This window comes from Luteimonas sp. A649 (assembly GCF_054072735.1).
The window spans coordinates 926,695-942,350 of the sequence record NZ_JBSVRQ010000001.1; the positions used below are offsets into that span (position 1 = coordinate 926,695).

The window sequence follows — 15,656 nt, forward strand, 5'->3', positions numbered from 1 at the left end:
GCGGATGGAGGCCGTGCCCGCGCCCGAATTCCCGCCAGGCATCGACTGGCTGAACATCACCGAGCCGCTGCGCATGTCGCAGCTGCTTGGCCGTGTCACGGCGCTGGCCTTCGTGAGCTCGGGTTCGGCCTGGTGCACCCAGACCCTGGTCGACCTCGGCCACCTGCGCAACCGTCACCCCGACCGCCTCAACGTGGTCGCGGTGAACGTGCCGCGCTTCGACCATGAGCGCGAGCCGCGGCGCGTGGTCAAGCGCTTCGCCCGCAACAGGTTCGAGTTCCCGATCGGCCACGATGCGGACTGGGCGCTGTGGCAGCACTACGGCATCGAAGCCTGGCCGACCGTGGTCCTGATCGACGCCACCGGCAAGGTGCGCGACCGCTTCGTCGGCGACGGCCAGCTGCGCGACATCGACGCCGCGGTTAGCCGCCTGCAGGCCGAAGCCACCCCGCGCTCCCTCAACGTCGAGCGCGTCGAGCTCCGCCGCGGCGGCGAGCCCATCCTGCCGCTGCGCTTCCCGATCGGCCTGGCGCTGTCGGGCAACTATCTCTATGTCGCCGACAGCGGCCACCACCGGGTGCTCGAGTGCGACCTGAGCGGCCGCGTGCTGCGCCAGTTCGGCAGCGGCGGCGCGGGCTTCATCGATGGCCCGATGGAGCTTGCCGCGTTCAACCGCCCGCAGGGGCTGTGCATCGAGCGCGACACGCTCTACATCGCCGACACCGGCAACCACGCGGTGCGCCGCATCCAGCTGCGCGGCGGCGACATCGAAACCGTGATCGGCGCCGGCCGTCCCGGCACGCCAACCGAAGGCCCGGTGGGCGACCCGCGGATGGTCGCGCTCGACCAGCCGCGCGCGGTCTCGCTGGCCGCCGGCAACCTGTACATCGCCACCGCCGGCGACAACCGCGTCTGGCACTTCGACCTCGGCGCGCCGGCGCTGTCGCTGGTGGCCGGGTCGGGCGAGCTGGCGGTGGTCGACGGCGTCCGCGGCAAGGCGGCCTTCGCTGAACCTTCCTCGCTGGCTTCGGTGCAGCAGGTGGTCTATGTCTGCGATTCCGCCGGCTCCGCGATCCGCTCGGCCAACGCGCGCAGCGGCCAGGTCACCACCGTCATCGGCCAGGATGCCTGGAGCCACGGCAATGCCGACGGCGCCCGCGGCGACGCCCGCCTGCAGCAGCCGCAGGCCATCGCGCTCGATCCCGCGGCGCCGGTGCTGTGGATCGCCGACAGCGGCAACGACTGCCTGCGCTCGCTGCGCCTGGGCGGCGGCGAACTGACCACCATCGAACTGCCGCAGCGCCTGCACGCACCCTGCGGCATGGCCGTGGCCGGTGGCGCGGTGTGGATCGCCGACACCGACGCCCATGCCGTGCTCCGCTACGACATCGGGAACGGCAGCCTGAAGCACGTTCCCATCGGCGAATGACCACGGCCGGCGATGCAGCGGGCCAACCCGCCGCGTCCATCGCGCCCGCCTTCGACGGCAAGGATTTCGTCCGCGGCCTGAGCACCGCGCCCGGCGTCTACCGCATGTACGCGGCCGACGACAGCGTGCTCTACGTCGGCAAGGCCGGGGCGCTGAAGAAGCGCGTGGCCAGTTACTTCAGCGCGAGCCCCAAGAGCGCCCGCATCGCATCGATGCTGGGCCAGGTCGCGCGCATGGAGGTCACGGTCACCCGCACCGAGGCCGAGGCGCTGCTGCTGGAAAACCAGCTGATCAAGTCGCTCAAGCCGCGCTACAACGTGCTGCTGCGCGATGACAAGAGCTACCCGCACCTGCTCATGACGCGCGAGGAGTGGCCGCGCATCGCGCTGCACCGCGGCCCGCAGTCGGTGCCCGGGCGCTACTACGGCCCGTACTCCAGCGTCGTCGCCGTGCGCGAAACGCTCAACCTGCTGCACAAGCTGTTCAAGCTGCGCAGCTGCGAAGACAGTGTTTTCAAGAACCGCAGCCGGCCTTGCCTGCAGTACCAGATCGGCCGCTGCAGCGCGCCCTGCGTGGGCCTGGTGGAGGCCGACGACTACGCCGCCGCCGTGCGCCGCGTGCGCCTGTTCCTGGAAGGCCACAGCGACGAACTGCTCGACGAACTCGGCAACGCGATGGAAGCCGCCAGCGTGCGCCTGGACTTCGAGGAGGCCGCCCGCCTGCGCGACATCCTTGCCAGCCTGCGCGGCATGCAGGCCCGCCAGTACGTCGACGGCCGCGCCGCCGACCTCGACGTGCTCGCCATCGCCATGCAGGGCGTCCATGCCTGCGTGCTGCTGCTGGCCTTCCGCGACGGCCGCAACTTCGGCACCCGCGCCTTCTTCCCGAAGACCAACGGTGCCGATGATCCGGCCGAAGTGCTGGCCGCCTTCGTCGCCCAGTACTACACCGGCCAGCAACCCCCGCGCGAGATCGTGCTCGACCGCGTGATCGAAGACGTCCCACTGCTGGAGGAAGCCTTCGCGCTGACCGCCGGCCACAAGGTCGTCATCAAGACCAGCGTCCGCAGCGAGCGCGCCGGCTACGTGGACCTCGCGCGCCGCAACGCCGAGAATTCGCTGGCCACCATGCTCGGCAGCCAGGCCGCCCAGGCCGCGCGCGTCGAATCCCTGCGCGAGCTGCTGGGCCTGGCCGAACCCGCGAAGCGCATCGAGTGCTTCGACATCAGCCACACCATGGGAGAAGCCACCGTCGCGTCCCAGGTGGTGTTCGATGTCGAAGGCCCGGTGCGCGGCCAGTACCGCCGCTACAACATCACCGGCATCGAGCCCGGCGACGACTATGCCGCCATGCACCAGGCGCTGATGCGCCGCTTCAAGCGCGCCGCCGGCAACGACGACGCCGTGCTCCCCGACCTGCTGCTGATCGATGGCGGGGCAGGGCAGGTGGCCCAGGCACACGCCGTGCTCGACGAGCTCGGCATCCCCGGCATCGTCGTGGTGGGTGTCGCCAAGGGCGAGGCGCGCAAGGCCGGCGACGAAACCCTGCTGCTGCCGGGCGTTGACGGACAGCCCGGCCGCGAACTCAAGCCCGGCGCCGCGTCTCCCGGCCTGCAGCTGGTGCAGCAGGTGCGCGACGAAGCCCACCGCTTCGCCATCACCGGCCATCGCGGCCGCAGGCAGAAGGTGCGCAGCACCAGCCGGCTGGAAGACATCCCCGGCATCGGCCCGCGCCGCCGCGCCGCGCTGCTCAAGCATTTCGGGGGCCTGGGCGGCCTGCGCGCGGCCGGCGTCGAGGAAATCGCGCGCGTCGAAGGCGTCAGCGACGCGCTCGCCGAACGGATTTACGCCACACTGCACGGCCTCGACGCCCCCGCGCCGGGTGCAACGCGACTCCAGAAGGACCCATGAAGCTCACCCTTCCCACATGGCTCACGCTGCTGCGCATGCTGCTGATCCCCATCATGGTGGCGACGTTCTACATGCCCTGGCAGTGGAGCAACTTCGTCACCGCGGGCGTGTTCGGCCTGGCCGCCCTGACCGACTGGCTGGACGGCTGGATCGCCCGCCGCTTCCAGATGTCCTCGGCCTTCGGCGCCTTCCTCGATCCCGTGGCCGACAAGCTGATGGTCGCCACCGCCCTGTTCCTGATCGTGCAGGGGCATCCCACGCCGTGGATGGCGTTCTGGGCCGCGGTGATCGTGGGCCGCGAGATCGCCGTGTCCGCGCTGCGCGAGTGGATGGCCGAGCTCGGCCAGCGCGCCACCGTCAAGGTCGCCGCCATCGGCAAGTTCAAGACCGTGGTGCAGATGGTCGCGCTGCTGTGCCTGCTGTACGCCGTGACCCCCGACAAGAACCCGCCGCGGCCCGAGCCCTGGCTGGGCGGCCCGATCTTCCACATCGGCGACTGGATGCTGGCCGTTGCCGCGCTGCTGACCCTGTGGTCCGCGTTCCTGTACCTGCGCGCCGCCTGGCCGGCCCTGCGCGAAGGCGAACGCGGGTGACACAAGGTGTTGACACTTTCCCTTTAAGCCCTAAAATAGCCGGCTCAACGCGGGAATAGCTCAGTTGGTAGAGCACGACCTTGCCAAGGTCGGGGTCGCGAGTTCGAGTCTCGTTTCCCGCTCCAGATTTTGACAAGGCCCCGGAAACGGGGTCTTGTTGTATCAGCCCATCGGCCTGATGGCAGAGTGGTCATGCAGCGGACTGCAAATCCGCGTACGCCGGTTCGATTCCGACTCAGGCCTCCAGCACAGACCCCGGTCCCACCTGCCATGGCAGGCATGCGGCCGGGGTTTTTGTTTCTGTGGGAGCAGCGATCGCTGCTCACGCAACGGCGAGGTTGGGAACTGTAAAATCTCGGGCTGCCCGGAACCCACCCAGGGAATCACGGCTTTGTATGACCTCCACTGCCACCTGCTTCCCGCCATCGACGACGGCGCCACCGATCTGGCGATGTCGCTGCAGATGGCGCGCATGGCCGTGGCCGATGGCATCACGCTGACCGCCTGCACGCCGCATATCTATCCCGGCCTGTACGAAAACACCGGCCCCGCCATCCGCGAGGCCATCGCCCGCCTGCAGGGCGAGCTCGATCGCGAGGGCATCGCGCTGAAGCTGGTGGAAGGCGCCGACGTGCACCTCGACCAGAACCTGGTCGCCGGCATCCGCAGCGGCCGCATCCCGACCATCGCCGGCTCGCGCTATCTCCTGTTCGAACCGCCGCACCACGTCGCCCCGCCGCGGTTGGAAGAGACGCTGTTCGAACTGCTCGCCTCAGGTTATGTGCCGGTGATCACACATCCGGAACGTCTCACCTGGGTGGAGCAGCACTACGACACATTCGTCCGCGTGGCCCACCGCGGCGCCTGGATCCAGGTCACCGCCGGCGCGCTCACCGGCCGCCACGGCCGCCGTGCGAAGCACTGGGGCGAGCGTTTCGTGGGCGAAGGGCACTGCCACATCCTTGCCACGGACGCCCATCATCCTGAGCGCCGGCCCCCGTTCCTGGCGGAAGCGCGCGAGGCCGCGACCGCCCTGGTGGGCGCCGACGAGGCCAATCACATGGTGAATACGCGCCCTGCAGGCATCGTGGCGGACGCAGCACCCGGTACACTGCCGCCCCTGAAGGCGCCGGAGCCCACGTCCCGTCGCCGTGGCCTGTTGGCGCGGTTCCTGCGCACTGCCTGAGCGCCGTCACGATTTTCCGAGGTACCCCCATGAAAAAAGCCAGCCGATTCCTGATCGCGGCCGTGTTTGCTTTGCTGCTGGGCGCGTGTGCGTCGCCCAACCGCGCCGCCCATCGCGCGCACATGGGCGTGACCTTGCCGCCGCCCGACACCACCTCCGCCTCGGGCGCCTATGAGGGTGCGACCGATTACCGCGTCGGGGCCCAGGACCTGCTCGAGATCAGCGTCTTCGGCGTGACCGAACTCAACCACCAGGCACGCGTGAATTCCAACGGCATGATCAACGTGCCCCTGGTGGGCGGCGTCATGGCCGGTGGCCGCACCGTGCCGGAGCTGGAGAAGGAACTGGCGGCGAAATACGCCGACGGCTACCTGCAGAACCCGCAGGTCAGCATCTTCGTCAAGGAATACACCAGCCAGCGGGTGACGCTGGAGGGCGCGGTCAAGAAGCCCGGCATCTATCCGCTCACCGGCAAGACCACGCTGCTGCAGGCGGTGGCGATGGCCGAAGGCCTGGACGAATTCGCCGACCTCGAGGGCGTGGTGCTGTTCCGGCACGTCAACGGCGAGCGCATGGCGGCCGCCTTCGACCTGGCCGCGGTGCGTCGCGGCGACATGGACGATCCGCAGGTGTATGGCGACGACATCATCGTGATCGAACGTTCCGGCAGCAAGTCGGCCTTCCGCGAGTTCCTGCGGACGGTGCCGGCGCTGGGCCTGTTCTTCGCGCTTTGAACGGAATGACGACGGGGTACCGAACGGATGCATGACGACCAGCTGCCGGTGGCACGAGGCGGAGATGCCGGCGATGACAGGCTGCCTGCACGGCGCGACCAGGCGCTGCAGCCGGCCGGCCAGCGCGCGCTTGCGCTGGAAATGTTCGACGACAAGCGCAGTGGCGACGAGGACGAGATCGACCTGCTCGCCTACTGGCGCATCCTGGTCAAGCGCAAGTGGCTGGTGCTGGGCGTGCTCGGCACGGTGGTCGCGCTGGCGCTGATCGCCACGCTGATGATGCCGCCGGTGTACCGCGCCACCGCCGTGCTGCAGATCGACCGCGAGTCGGTGCAGATCCTGCAGGCGGAAGGCATGGGCAATGCCGAAGCCGCCGCGCCCGACTTCCTCACCACCCAGTACGAGCTGCTGAAAAGCCGCGCCCTGGCCGAGCGCGTCGCCAACGAACTCAATATCGACGGCACCACCGTCGAACGCCTCGACTCCACAGGATGGTGGCAGCGGGCCACCGGCGCCCTGCGGCCGCAGGTGCAGGACACGGCGGACGCGGCGATGGACGGGAGCGAAGGCGAAGTCGGCGATGAGCTCGTCGCGCTGGGCCAGGCGGTCGGCATCGTGCGCAACGGCCTGACCGTTGAGCCGATCCGCAACTCGCGCCTGGTGCGCGTGCACTTCGATTCCACGCTGCCGGCGTTCTCGGCGCGGGTGGTCAACGCCGTGGCCGACGGTTTCATCGCCCACGCCATCGAGCGCAAGTTCGATGCGTCGTCCTACGCCAGCAAGTACATCGAAGAGCAGCTCGCGCTGGCCAAGGGCCGGCTGGAAGAATCCGAGCGTTCGCTGGTCGCCTTCGCCACGAAGGAAAACATCGTCACCAGCGGCGAGGGCAGCCAGAGCCTGGAAAGCCAGAACCTCGGCGCGCTCAACGCTGCGCTGGCCTCGGCCCAGAACGACCGCATCACCGCGCAGGCGGCATGGAGCCAGGTGTCGGGCGGCGGCGCGCTGCCGGCGGGTGCGATCGGCAACTCCATCCTCAACACCCTGCAGCAGCAGCGCGCCACGCTCAATGCGCAGTACCAGCAGCAGCTCAAGACCTTCAAGCCCGACTACCCGAGCATGCAGGCGCTGAAGGGCCAGATCGACGAAGTCGACCGCCAGATCGGCCAGGAGCGCGCCTCTGTACGCGCGTCCATCAAGGCCGAATACGACGCCGCGCAGACCCGCGAGAACATGCTCGTGGCCCAGATCGACGGCCTGCGCACCCGGACGCTCGATGTCGACAGCCGCTCGATCGACTACAACATCCTGCGTCGCGAGGTCGATACCAACCGCCAGCTCTACGACAGCCTGCTGCAGCGCTACAAGGAAGTCGGCGTGGCTGCCGGTGCGGGCGTGGGCACCAACAACATCTCCATCGTCGACCGCGCCATCGCGCCGACCGGGCGCTTCAAGCCAAACCTGCCGCTCAACCTCGCCATCGGCCTGATGCTGGGCCTGATGCTGGGCGTGCTGATCGCCTTCGTGCTCGAGTTCCTGGACGACACCCTGAAGGGCCCGGAAGACATCGAGCAGCATCTGCGGCTGGCGGTGCTCGGCATCATCCCGCACCTGAAGAAGCAGAGCGTCGCCGCCGCCATGGCGGATCCGCGCTCGGCCTTTGCCGAGGCCTACCGCTCGGTGCGCACTGCGCTGCAGTTCTCCACCGACCAGGGCGTGCCCAAGGTCCTGCTGGTCACGAGCCCCAGCGCATCGGAAGGCAAGTCCACCACCGCGCACACGCTGGCGCGCAACTTCGCGCAGCTCGGCAAGCGCGTGCTGCTGATCGAAGCCGACCTGCGCAATCCGTCGCTGCACCGCGTGCTGGGCGTGCGATCCGACACCGGCCTGTCCAGCCTGCTGGCCGGCGCCGCCAGCGCCAACCAGGTGATCATGGACACCGACGACGAGCGCCTGAAGGTGGTGCTGGCCGGCCCGCTGCCGCCCAATCCCGCCGAGCTGCTCTCGGGCAGCAGGCTGCTGTCGATGCTGACCGTGGCCGCCGAGAAGTACGACCAGGTGATCATCGACGGCCCACCGGTGCTCGGTATCGCCGATGCGCCGATCCTCTCGAACGTCGCCGGCGGCACCTTGTTGGTCATCCAGGCCGGCAACACGCGCATCAAGACCGCCCAGGCCGCGATCAAGCGCCTGGCCGCCGCGCGCGCGCGGGTGATCGGCGCGCTCATGACCCACTACGATGCAAAGGTGGCCGGCTATGGCTACGACTACGCTTCGTACTACTCCTACGGGACCCAGCCGAAGCTGGCCGGGAAGTAGCGCGATGGGGTGGGGGCCCGCGGAGGAATGAGGGGAGAGGGCGGCGAAGCACTCGATGTCGCACTGGGCCTGCTGCGCGCGCCCGCGCTGCGGACGGCCCTGCGCGAACGCCCGCTGCCGCCCGGCGTAGGTGAAGTGCTCGCGATTGCGTCCGGTTCCGCCGGAGGCGCCCACAGCGCCGCCGGGCGCACCGGCTACCACGAAGCCGAACTGGTCGAGGCCGCCCGCTTCTACGTGCAGCAGATCCTGCTGACCGAAGACGCCGACGCCTACCGCATGCTCGGCACCGACCGCGGCGCCGACCACGCCACCCTGCGCGACCACCACCGCCTGCTGCTGCGCTGGCTGCATCCCGACCGGAGCCCGGGTGCCCAGTGGGATTCCGCCCTCAGCAGCCGCGTCAACCAGGCCTGGAACCAGCTCCGCACCGACGCCGCGCGCGCCCAGTACGACCAGAGCCTTCCCCCCATTCCTGCCCCCGCTCCTGCCCTTGTGGGAGCAGCTACAGCTGCGACCCCCACACCCCGACCAAAGCGCGCAGCCCACAACGCAGCGCACATCGCAGCCATCGCTGCTCCCACAGGCAGCGGCGCCGCGCTGGCCGAACCCACGCCCCCCTGGCGCGCACACGCCGCACCCGCCTTCGTGGCCGTCCTCGGAATCTTCTGCCTCGTCCTCGCCTGGCTGGCCATCACCCGCCAGGACAGCCTCGAAGACCCCGCCATGGCGCCCCGCGCACAGGCTGCACCGACGCCGGCCCCCACGGCCCACGCCGCGCCCGCTGCGCCGACCCCTGTGGGAGCAGCTATAGATGCGATTCCAACCCCGCTGATTGCACCGGACAGGCCTGTGGAAATGACGGCGATGGAAATGTTGGGAGAGGTCGCAGCTGTAGCTGCTCCTACAAGAGCAGTGGGGCCGAGGGAGTCGGTGCTGGTTGAAGAGATAGGAATCGCAGCCATGGCTGCTCCTGCAAGGGCAGTGGTGCCGGCTGAAGCGGTTCTGTTTGAAGAGAGAGAAATCGCAGCTATAGCTGCTCCCACAAGAGCTGCTCCCACAAGAGTTGCTCCTACAAAGGCAGAGGCGGCCCCGGAAGATCCGATGCAGCTGTTCCTCGAAGCCGAGGACACCATCCGCGGCATCACCGACTACCTGCTCACCACCAGCAGCACCGAGCCCGCCTGGATCGACATGCCCACCCGCCTGGAAGCCGCCGGGCTTCGCAGCCGGCTGCATACGCGCCACGAGGGCAGGGCACCCAGGCGCATGGAGCTCGACGCTCCCAACTGGACGCTCGACAGCGGCGCCGCCTCGATGTCCGCCGCCTACCGCCTCGATGCCCGCCGCGGCACCGTGGAAACCGGCGTGCTGCGCATCGACCTCACCCGTCGCGACCGCCAGTGGCGCGTTGTCGACCTGCACCTGGAGTCGGCACGATGAGCCCCGCCCGCTGGTTTGCCTTCGCGGCCCTGGTCGCTGCATTGATCGCCACCGGCGTGGCCCTGCTCACCACGCGCGGCGAACAGCAGCAGCTTCAAGACGATCTCGTCTCCGCCGACGCCGCGCTTCAACAAGGCGATACCGCGCGCGCCGCCACCATCGCCCGCGACGTACTCGCGCGCGAACCGGCCCTTGGCCGCGCCTTCGGCCTGATCGCCCGCGCCGAGGACGGGCAGGGCGGAGACGCCGCCACCCGCGCCCGCTACGAAACCGCCGCCCGCCGCGCCCCGCGCGATCCCAACGTCCGCGGCTGGCTGGCCACCGACGCCCTGCAGTCGGGCGATTTCCCCGCGGCCGCCGACCATCTCGATGCACTCCTGACCGTCACCCCCGCGCAGCGCAGCGAATTGCTCAAGCTCATCGCCCAGCTGACACAGGATCCGGCCTTCGCCGATGCGCTCGCCACGCATCTCGTGCAGCGCCCCCGTTGGCGCGGCCCGATCCTCCGCGCCGCCACCGCCAGCGGACTGCCCGAGGCCGCCGACAACCTGCACGGCGCGCTCCGTGCGCAGGGCGGCCTGGACGCGGATGAAACCGCGCGCTGGATCGACGGCATGCTCCGCGGCGGTCGCTGGGGTAGCGCATACGCACGCTGGGTCAGCGGGCTCGACCAGACGCCGGACCGCCTGCCTGTCCCGTGGAACGGCGATTTCCGACGCCCACCGTCATCGTCCGGATTCGACTGGCGCGTGCGCCGCACGCCCGGCGTGCTGTTCGACCGCATCGAAACCGGCAACGGCCGCCATGCCGCGCGCCTGCGCTTCCTCGGGCGTTCCGTGGCCCAGCCCGGCTTCGAAGTTCCGATGCTTCTGGCGCCGGGCGAGCACGTGCTCCGCCTGCGTGCCCGCACCTCCGGCCTGCGCTCCGACCAGGGCCTGGAATGGCGCCTGGTCTGCAGCGACGGCCGCACCCGCATCGCCAGCGGCGCCCGCGTGCGCGAGGCGCGCGACTGGGTGGATCTGGAGCTGCCGTTCACCGTTCCAGCGGCGCCGGGCTGCGAAGGCCAATGGCTCCGGCTGGCAAATCCGGCGCCCCGCGGCGTGGCGCAGATCCTCCGCGGAGAGCTTCACATCGCGGACGTCCGCATCGAAAGGTGATTTGGCACGGTTTATGCGTTATAATTGACTGCTGTGCCGGACTGGCACTGCATCCACATCACCCAGGGAAGGAACCGCCTTGCGTACGTTGTCCCGTTTCATCGTTTCAAGCGCCCTGGCGCTCGCCGCGTTCGTGGTCCAGGCGCAAGACACCACCCCGATAGTCGAAGTGGAGCCTGCAGCTGATCCGGGCATCGCGCTCGGCATCGACAGCGGCTCCGTGCTGGTCAGCACCGGTGGCGAGTTCACCCAGGCCGCTCCCGGCCAGGTCCTGGCCGCAGGCGACCGCGTGCTGGTGTCGGAAGGCAGCTCGGCCACGCTCAGCTACAGCGGCGGCTGCCAGAAGGCGCTGGCCACGGCCGGGGTGTACACCGTTGAAGCCGACTGCAGCCTTCCCGGCACCCGCTCCGGTGGTCCCAGTGCTGGCGTGATCGCGGGCGTGGTGGGCGGCGTGGCGGTGATCGCGGCCGCGGCGGGCGGTGGTGGTGGGGGCGGCGGTGGTGGGACGAGCCCTCCGGTTCCACCGATCAGCCCGTAAGCTGAATAGCAGGGCTTCACAAAGCCGTCGCATGCTGCTGATAAAACAGACAAATCCGGCCGAGTACCTGTTGCACCCGAGCACCCTCCTGCGTAGTCTCTATTGCGGTGCAACATTTGCCGGACTTACCCGATATCACTGGAAGGATTCCATGAACAAGCCCCGCACCCTGATCGCCGCTGCCCTGGCCACCGTGCTGTTCGCAGCCCCCGCGTTCGCCCAGCAGGGCGGCGCCACGCTTCGCGTCGACATCGGCAGCGCCATGGTCAGCAATGGCGGCGAGTTCGTGACCGCAACCTCGGGCAGCCAACTCGCCCCCGGCAGCCGCGTCATGCTGACCGAAGGCAGCCAGGCCACCCTGGTCTATCCCAACGGCTGCACCCAGCCGCTGACCGCCGCCGGCGTGCATGGCGTGCCGGCCACCTGCGTCGCCGCTGCTTCGGCCTCCGCGGGTGGCACCGCCACCGGCGTGGACATGGGTGGTGCGGCCATCATCAGCGGCATTGCCGTGGCCGGCGCCGCCGCGCTCAACGCCATGGACGAGACCCCCTACGTGGAGCCGCCGCCGGTCAGCCGCTGATCGCGCCCAAGGCGTAAACTCGGAATCAACGGCGGGACGGGGTAACCCGTCCCGCTTTCGTTTGCAGGGGCAGGACACAGCATGCGCGGCGCAGACGCCGGGGCACACCAACACGACAGCACGCTCGATCTCCAGGCCCGCATGGGCCTGGCGGCCGCATGCGTGCTGGTCGCGCTGTGCGTGATGACCGGGGGCAGCTCGCAGGAGTCCTCGGGCGGCGACTTCGTTGCCCAGCTTCTGGCCCTGCCGCTGCTGGCCTGGGCTGGCTGGCGCCTGCTGCGGCGGCCGGGCAGTCCTGTCCATGGTGCCTGGCTGGCATTTGCCGTGGCCCTGGTCGCCATCCCGCTGCTGCAGGCCGTGCTGCCGGCCTCCGTGGCCGGCGGAGCGGGCAGGGCGGCCCTGGCTGGGGATCTCGCGCAGTTCGGCGCCCAGGCGCCCGCACACTGGTCGCTGGCGCCCGCCGCCACGCGCGCGGCGCTGTTCCACCTGCTGCCTGCACTCGCGGTTTTCGCGATGGTCCTGTCGCTGCCGCACGCCGCCCAGCGACGCGTGGTGCAGCTGGTGGTGGTGCTGGCCATGGCCAGCCTGCTGCTGGGCATCGCGCAGCTCGGCGCGCCGCCGGAAAGCGCGCTCAATCCCTACCCGCAGTGGAAGCCGGCAATGAACGGCTTCTTCGCCAACCCCAACCACCAGGCCACCCTGCTGGTGGTCGCGGCCACGCTGGCCTGTTCGCGCCTGGCGATGGCCATCGGTGCCTGGCCGCAGGACCGCCCGCATCGCGTGGTGCACGCCGTCGTGGCCGCGTTGGTGATGCTGCTGGCGGCCGTGGCCTTGCCGCTGACCGGCTCGCGCGCGGGCGTGATCCTGATCATCCTGGCCAGCGCCCTGGTCGTGGCCGCGCACTGGCCGGCCTGGCGCGGCGGGACCCGCAGCCGCATGGCCCTGGCCGCCACGCTCGGCGTCGCCGCGCTGGCCCTGTTCCTCGCACTGCGCTGGATGCAGGTGGATGCCGTCGACGAGCTGCGCGCCCCGCTGCGCGCCGTCACCGGCGACATCGCCGCACGCTTCGCCCCCATGGGCGCCGGCGTGGGCAGCTACGTGCCGGTGTTCGAGCAGGAAGCACCGCGCGACCTGCTGATGGGGAACTACGTCAACCACGCCCACAACGAGTACTCGCAGTGGTGGCTCGAGGCCGGCGTGCCTGCGATCCTGGCCATGCTGCTGGGCGCCGCGGCATTGGCACTGACCTTGCATGGGCTGCTCAAGCAGTCCGCGCACGCGCGTGGCCTGGGCATGACCGCGCTGGTGGCACTGGGCGCGGTGCTGGCGCACTCGGTGGTGGACTATCCGCTACGCACCCCTGCGCTGTTGGCGGTGGCTGCGGCACTGGCCGCCATCGCCGCGTCGCAGGCCGCAACCGGTGGTAACCGACGTTCGATAGCGAAGCCTTCCGACACGCCGGAAGCATCGCTGACCTTGCATGGGGACAATATTCGATGAACCAGTTTCCTTCACCTCAGGACACCCGCATCGCCGTGGTGGGCCTGGGCTACGTGGGCCTGCCGCTGGCCGTGGAGTTCGGCAAGCAGTACGCCACCGTGGGCTTCGACATCAACGCCGCGCGCGTTGAAGAGCTGCGCGCCGGCCGCGACAGCACGCTCGAGGTCGAGCCAGATCTCCTGGCCAGCGCCACGCGGCTGGGCTTTACCAGCGATCCCGAAGGCATCCGCGACTGCAACGTGTACGTGGTCACCGTGCCCACGCCCATCGACAGCGCCCGCCGCCCGGATCTCACCCCGTTGCGCAAGGCCAGCGAATCGCTGGGCAGGGTGCTGAAGGCCGGCGACACCGTGGTGTACGAATCCACCGTGTACCCCGGCTGCACCGAGGAAGTGTGCGTACCGATCCTGGAGCGCGAGAGCGGGCTGAAGTTCAACGTCGATTTCTTCTGCGGCTACAGCCCCGAGCGCATCAATCCCGGCGACAAGCAGCACCGCGTCACCACCATCATGAAGGTGACCTCCGGCTCCACGCCGGCCGCCGCGGACTTCGTGGACGCGCTGTACGCCAGCATCATCACCGCCGGCACCCACAAGGCCAGCAGCATCAAGGTGGCGGAGGCCGCCAAGGTGATCGAGAACACGCAGCGCGACCTCAATATCGCTCTGGTCAACGACCTGGCGATCCTGTTCAACAAGCTCGGCATCGACACGCTGGAAGTGCTGGAGGCCGCCGGTACCAAGTGGAACTTCCTGCCGTTCCGCCCGGGCCTGGTGGGCGGGCACTGTATCAGCGTGGATCCGTACTACCTGACGCACAAGGCGCAGGAAGTGGGGCACCACCCGGACGTGATCCTGGCCGGGCGCCGCACCAACGATGGCATGGGTGCGTACGTGGCGGGCGAAGTGATCCGGCTGATGGTGCGCAACGGCATCAACCCGGTGCGCGCGCGGATCCTGATCTTGGGTCTGGCGTTCAAGGAGAACTGCCCGGACCTGCGGAATACGCGGGTGGTGGACATCATCGGCGCGCTGCAGGGTTACAACGCGCGCGTCGACGTGTGCGACCCGTGGGTGGATGCGGGCGAGGCGAAGCACGAGTACGGGCTGTCGCTGTGCAAGCCGGGCGAGGGTGAGTACGACGCCATCATCGTGGCGGTGGGGCACGAGGAGTTCCGGAAGCTGGGTGCGGCGGGGATTCGCGCGCACGGCAAGCCGGGGGCGGTGCTGTATGACGTGAAGTATGTGTTGCCGCGGGAAGCGGTGGACGGGCGGCTTTGACAAGGCCGCCATACTTCGTCTCGAACAACAAGACTTGAGAAATAAATGAAGAACTTTGCACTGATCGGCGCAGCCGGTTACATCGCGCCGCGTCACATGCAGGCCATCAAGACGACGGGCAACAACCTCGTCGCTGCCTACGACCCGAACGATTCTGTTGGCGTCATCGATAGCCACTTTCCAGAGGCCGACTTCTTTACCGAGTTCGAGCGGTTCGATCGCCACGTCGACAAGATGCACCGGAGCAAGGGCGACAAGCGCATCGACTATGTGTCGATCTGCTCGCCGAACTACCTCCACGATTCGCATATGCGCTTTGCCCTGCGTGCGGGCGCCGATGCCATCTGCGAGAAGCCACTGGTGTTGAACCCGTGGAATATCGATGGCCTGGTCGAGATGGAGCGTGACACCGGGCACAGGGTCAACACGATCCTGCAGCTGCGCGTGCACCCGGCGATCATGGCGCTGCGGGAGCGCGTGCAATCGGAGCGGCGCGACACGAAGCATGAGGTCGACCTGACCTATATCACTTCGCGCGGCAATTGGTACCTGCAGAGCTGGAAGGGTGACGTCAAGAAGTCCGGCGGTATTGCGACAAACATTGGCGTGCACTTCTTCGACATGCTGCATTTCATCTTTGGCGCACTGCAGGACAACGTCGTGCACCTGGACGAAGACACCAAGGCGGCTGGATACCTCGAATACGAACACGCCCGTGTGCGCTGGTTCCTGTCGGTGGATGTCGAAGACGTCCCGGAAGGTCCGCGGGGCGCCGGCCAGCGGACCTACCGATCGATCACGGTGGATGGCGAGGAGATCGAGTTCTCCGGCGGCTTCACCGACCTGCACGTCCGCAGCTACGAAGAAATACTTGCAGGACGAGGGTTCGGGCTGGAGGAAAACAGAACCGCCATCGCAACTGTGGCTGCTATCCGTGGCGCCACACCGGCGGCATTGACCGGCGACTACCACCCTTTCGTAAGGAGGTAACTA

General features: G+C 68.9%; 13 protein-coding genes and 2 tRNA genes. All 15 read left to right on the forward strand.

Annotated features, from left to right (window positions below):
- Positions 1 to 4: 4 nt before the first annotated feature.
- The 15 genes from ACW5E8_RS04395 (at position 5) to ACW5E8_RS04465 (ending at position 15,653) form a co-directional block, all read left to right on the forward strand.
- On the forward strand, positions 5 to 1,429 hold the full coding sequence (locus ACW5E8_RS04395) for a redoxin family protein (protein ID WP_456964262.1): 1,425 nt from the start codon (positions 5 to 7) through the stop codon (positions 1,427 to 1,429).
- On the forward strand, positions 1,426 to 3,339 hold the full coding sequence (uvrC, locus tag ACW5E8_RS04400; RefSeq protein ID WP_456964263.1) for an excinuclease ABC subunit UvrC: 1,914 nt from the start codon (positions 1,426 to 1,428) through the stop codon (positions 3,337 to 3,339). Before ACW5E8_RS04395 ends, uvrC begins: the two co-directional genes overlap by 4 nt.
- Positions 3,336 to 3,932: a CDP-diacylglycerol--glycerol-3-phosphate 3-phosphatidyltransferase gene (pgsA, locus tag ACW5E8_RS04405; protein ID WP_456964264.1), complete on the forward strand. Its 597-nt coding sequence runs from the start codon at positions 3,336 to 3,338 to the stop codon at positions 3,930 to 3,932. The genes uvrC and pgsA overlap by 4 nt, the downstream gene beginning before the upstream one ends.
- Positions 3,933 to 3,981: 49 nt before the next feature.
- Positions 3,982 to 4,057 (forward strand) — tRNA-Gly (locus tag ACW5E8_RS04410).
- 47 nt (positions 4,058 to 4,104) lie between these two features.
- Positions 4,105 to 4,178, forward strand: a tRNA-Cys gene (locus tag ACW5E8_RS04415).
- A 145-nt stretch (positions 4,179 to 4,323) separates the two neighbouring features.
- Positions 4,324 to 5,118 carry a tyrosine-protein phosphatase gene (locus ACW5E8_RS04420; protein ID WP_456964265.1) on the forward strand — a complete coding sequence of 265 codons (795 nt, stop codon included), beginning with the start codon at positions 4,324 to 4,326 and terminating at the stop codon, positions 5,116 to 5,118.
- 29 nt (positions 5,119 to 5,147) lie between these two features.
- Entirely contained in the window at positions 5,148 to 5,852 is a 705-nt protein-coding gene (locus tag ACW5E8_RS04425; protein WP_456964266.1) for a polysaccharide biosynthesis/export family protein, read from the forward strand.
- A 27-nt stretch (positions 5,853 to 5,879) separates the two neighbouring features.
- On the forward strand, positions 5,880 to 8,168 hold the full coding sequence (locus ACW5E8_RS04430) for a GumC family protein (RefSeq protein ID WP_456964267.1): 2,289 nt from the start codon (positions 5,880 to 5,882) through the stop codon (positions 8,166 to 8,168).
- A 27-nt stretch (positions 8,169 to 8,195) separates the two neighbouring features.
- Positions 8,196 to 9,608 (forward strand): J domain-containing protein, encoded by a 1,413-nt coding sequence (locus ACW5E8_RS04435; protein ID WP_456964268.1) that lies wholly within the window; start codon positions 8,196 to 8,198, stop codon positions 9,606 to 9,608.
- Entirely contained in the window at positions 9,605 to 10,765 is a 1,161-nt protein-coding gene (locus tag ACW5E8_RS04440; RefSeq protein WP_456964269.1) for a tetratricopeptide repeat protein, read from the forward strand. The genes ACW5E8_RS04435 and ACW5E8_RS04440 overlap by 4 nt, the downstream gene beginning before the upstream one ends.
- Before the next feature lie 79 nt (positions 10,766 to 10,844).
- On the forward strand, positions 10,845 to 11,303 hold the full coding sequence (locus ACW5E8_RS04445) for a hypothetical protein (RefSeq protein WP_456964270.1): 459 nt from the start codon (positions 10,845 to 10,847) through the stop codon (positions 11,301 to 11,303).
- Between the two features lie 151 nt (positions 11,304 to 11,454).
- Positions 11,455 to 11,883 carry a hypothetical protein gene (locus ACW5E8_RS04450; protein WP_456964271.1) on the forward strand — a complete coding sequence of 143 codons (429 nt, stop codon included), beginning with the start codon at positions 11,455 to 11,457 and terminating at the stop codon, positions 11,881 to 11,883.
- 81 nt (positions 11,884 to 11,964) lie between these two features.
- On the forward strand, positions 11,965 to 13,383 hold the full coding sequence (locus tag ACW5E8_RS04455) for an O-antigen ligase family protein (protein WP_456964272.1): 1,419 nt from the start codon (positions 11,965 to 11,967) through the stop codon (positions 13,381 to 13,383).
- The gene (gene tviB / locus ACW5E8_RS04460; protein ID WP_456964273.1) at positions 13,380 to 14,663 is read left to right on the forward strand and encodes a Vi polysaccharide biosynthesis UDP-N-acetylglucosamine C-6 dehydrogenase TviB; all 1,284 of its coding nucleotides are present in this window, start codon (positions 13,380 to 13,382) and stop codon (positions 14,661 to 14,663) included. The genes ACW5E8_RS04455 and tviB overlap by 4 nt, the downstream gene beginning before the upstream one ends.
- 45 nt (positions 14,664 to 14,708) lie before the next feature.
- Positions 14,709 to 15,653 carry a Gfo/Idh/MocA family protein gene (locus ACW5E8_RS04465; RefSeq protein WP_456964274.1) on the forward strand — a complete coding sequence of 315 codons (945 nt, stop codon included), beginning with the start codon at positions 14,709 to 14,711 and terminating at the stop codon, positions 15,651 to 15,653.
- Positions 15,654 to 15,656: the final 3 nt, after the last annotated feature.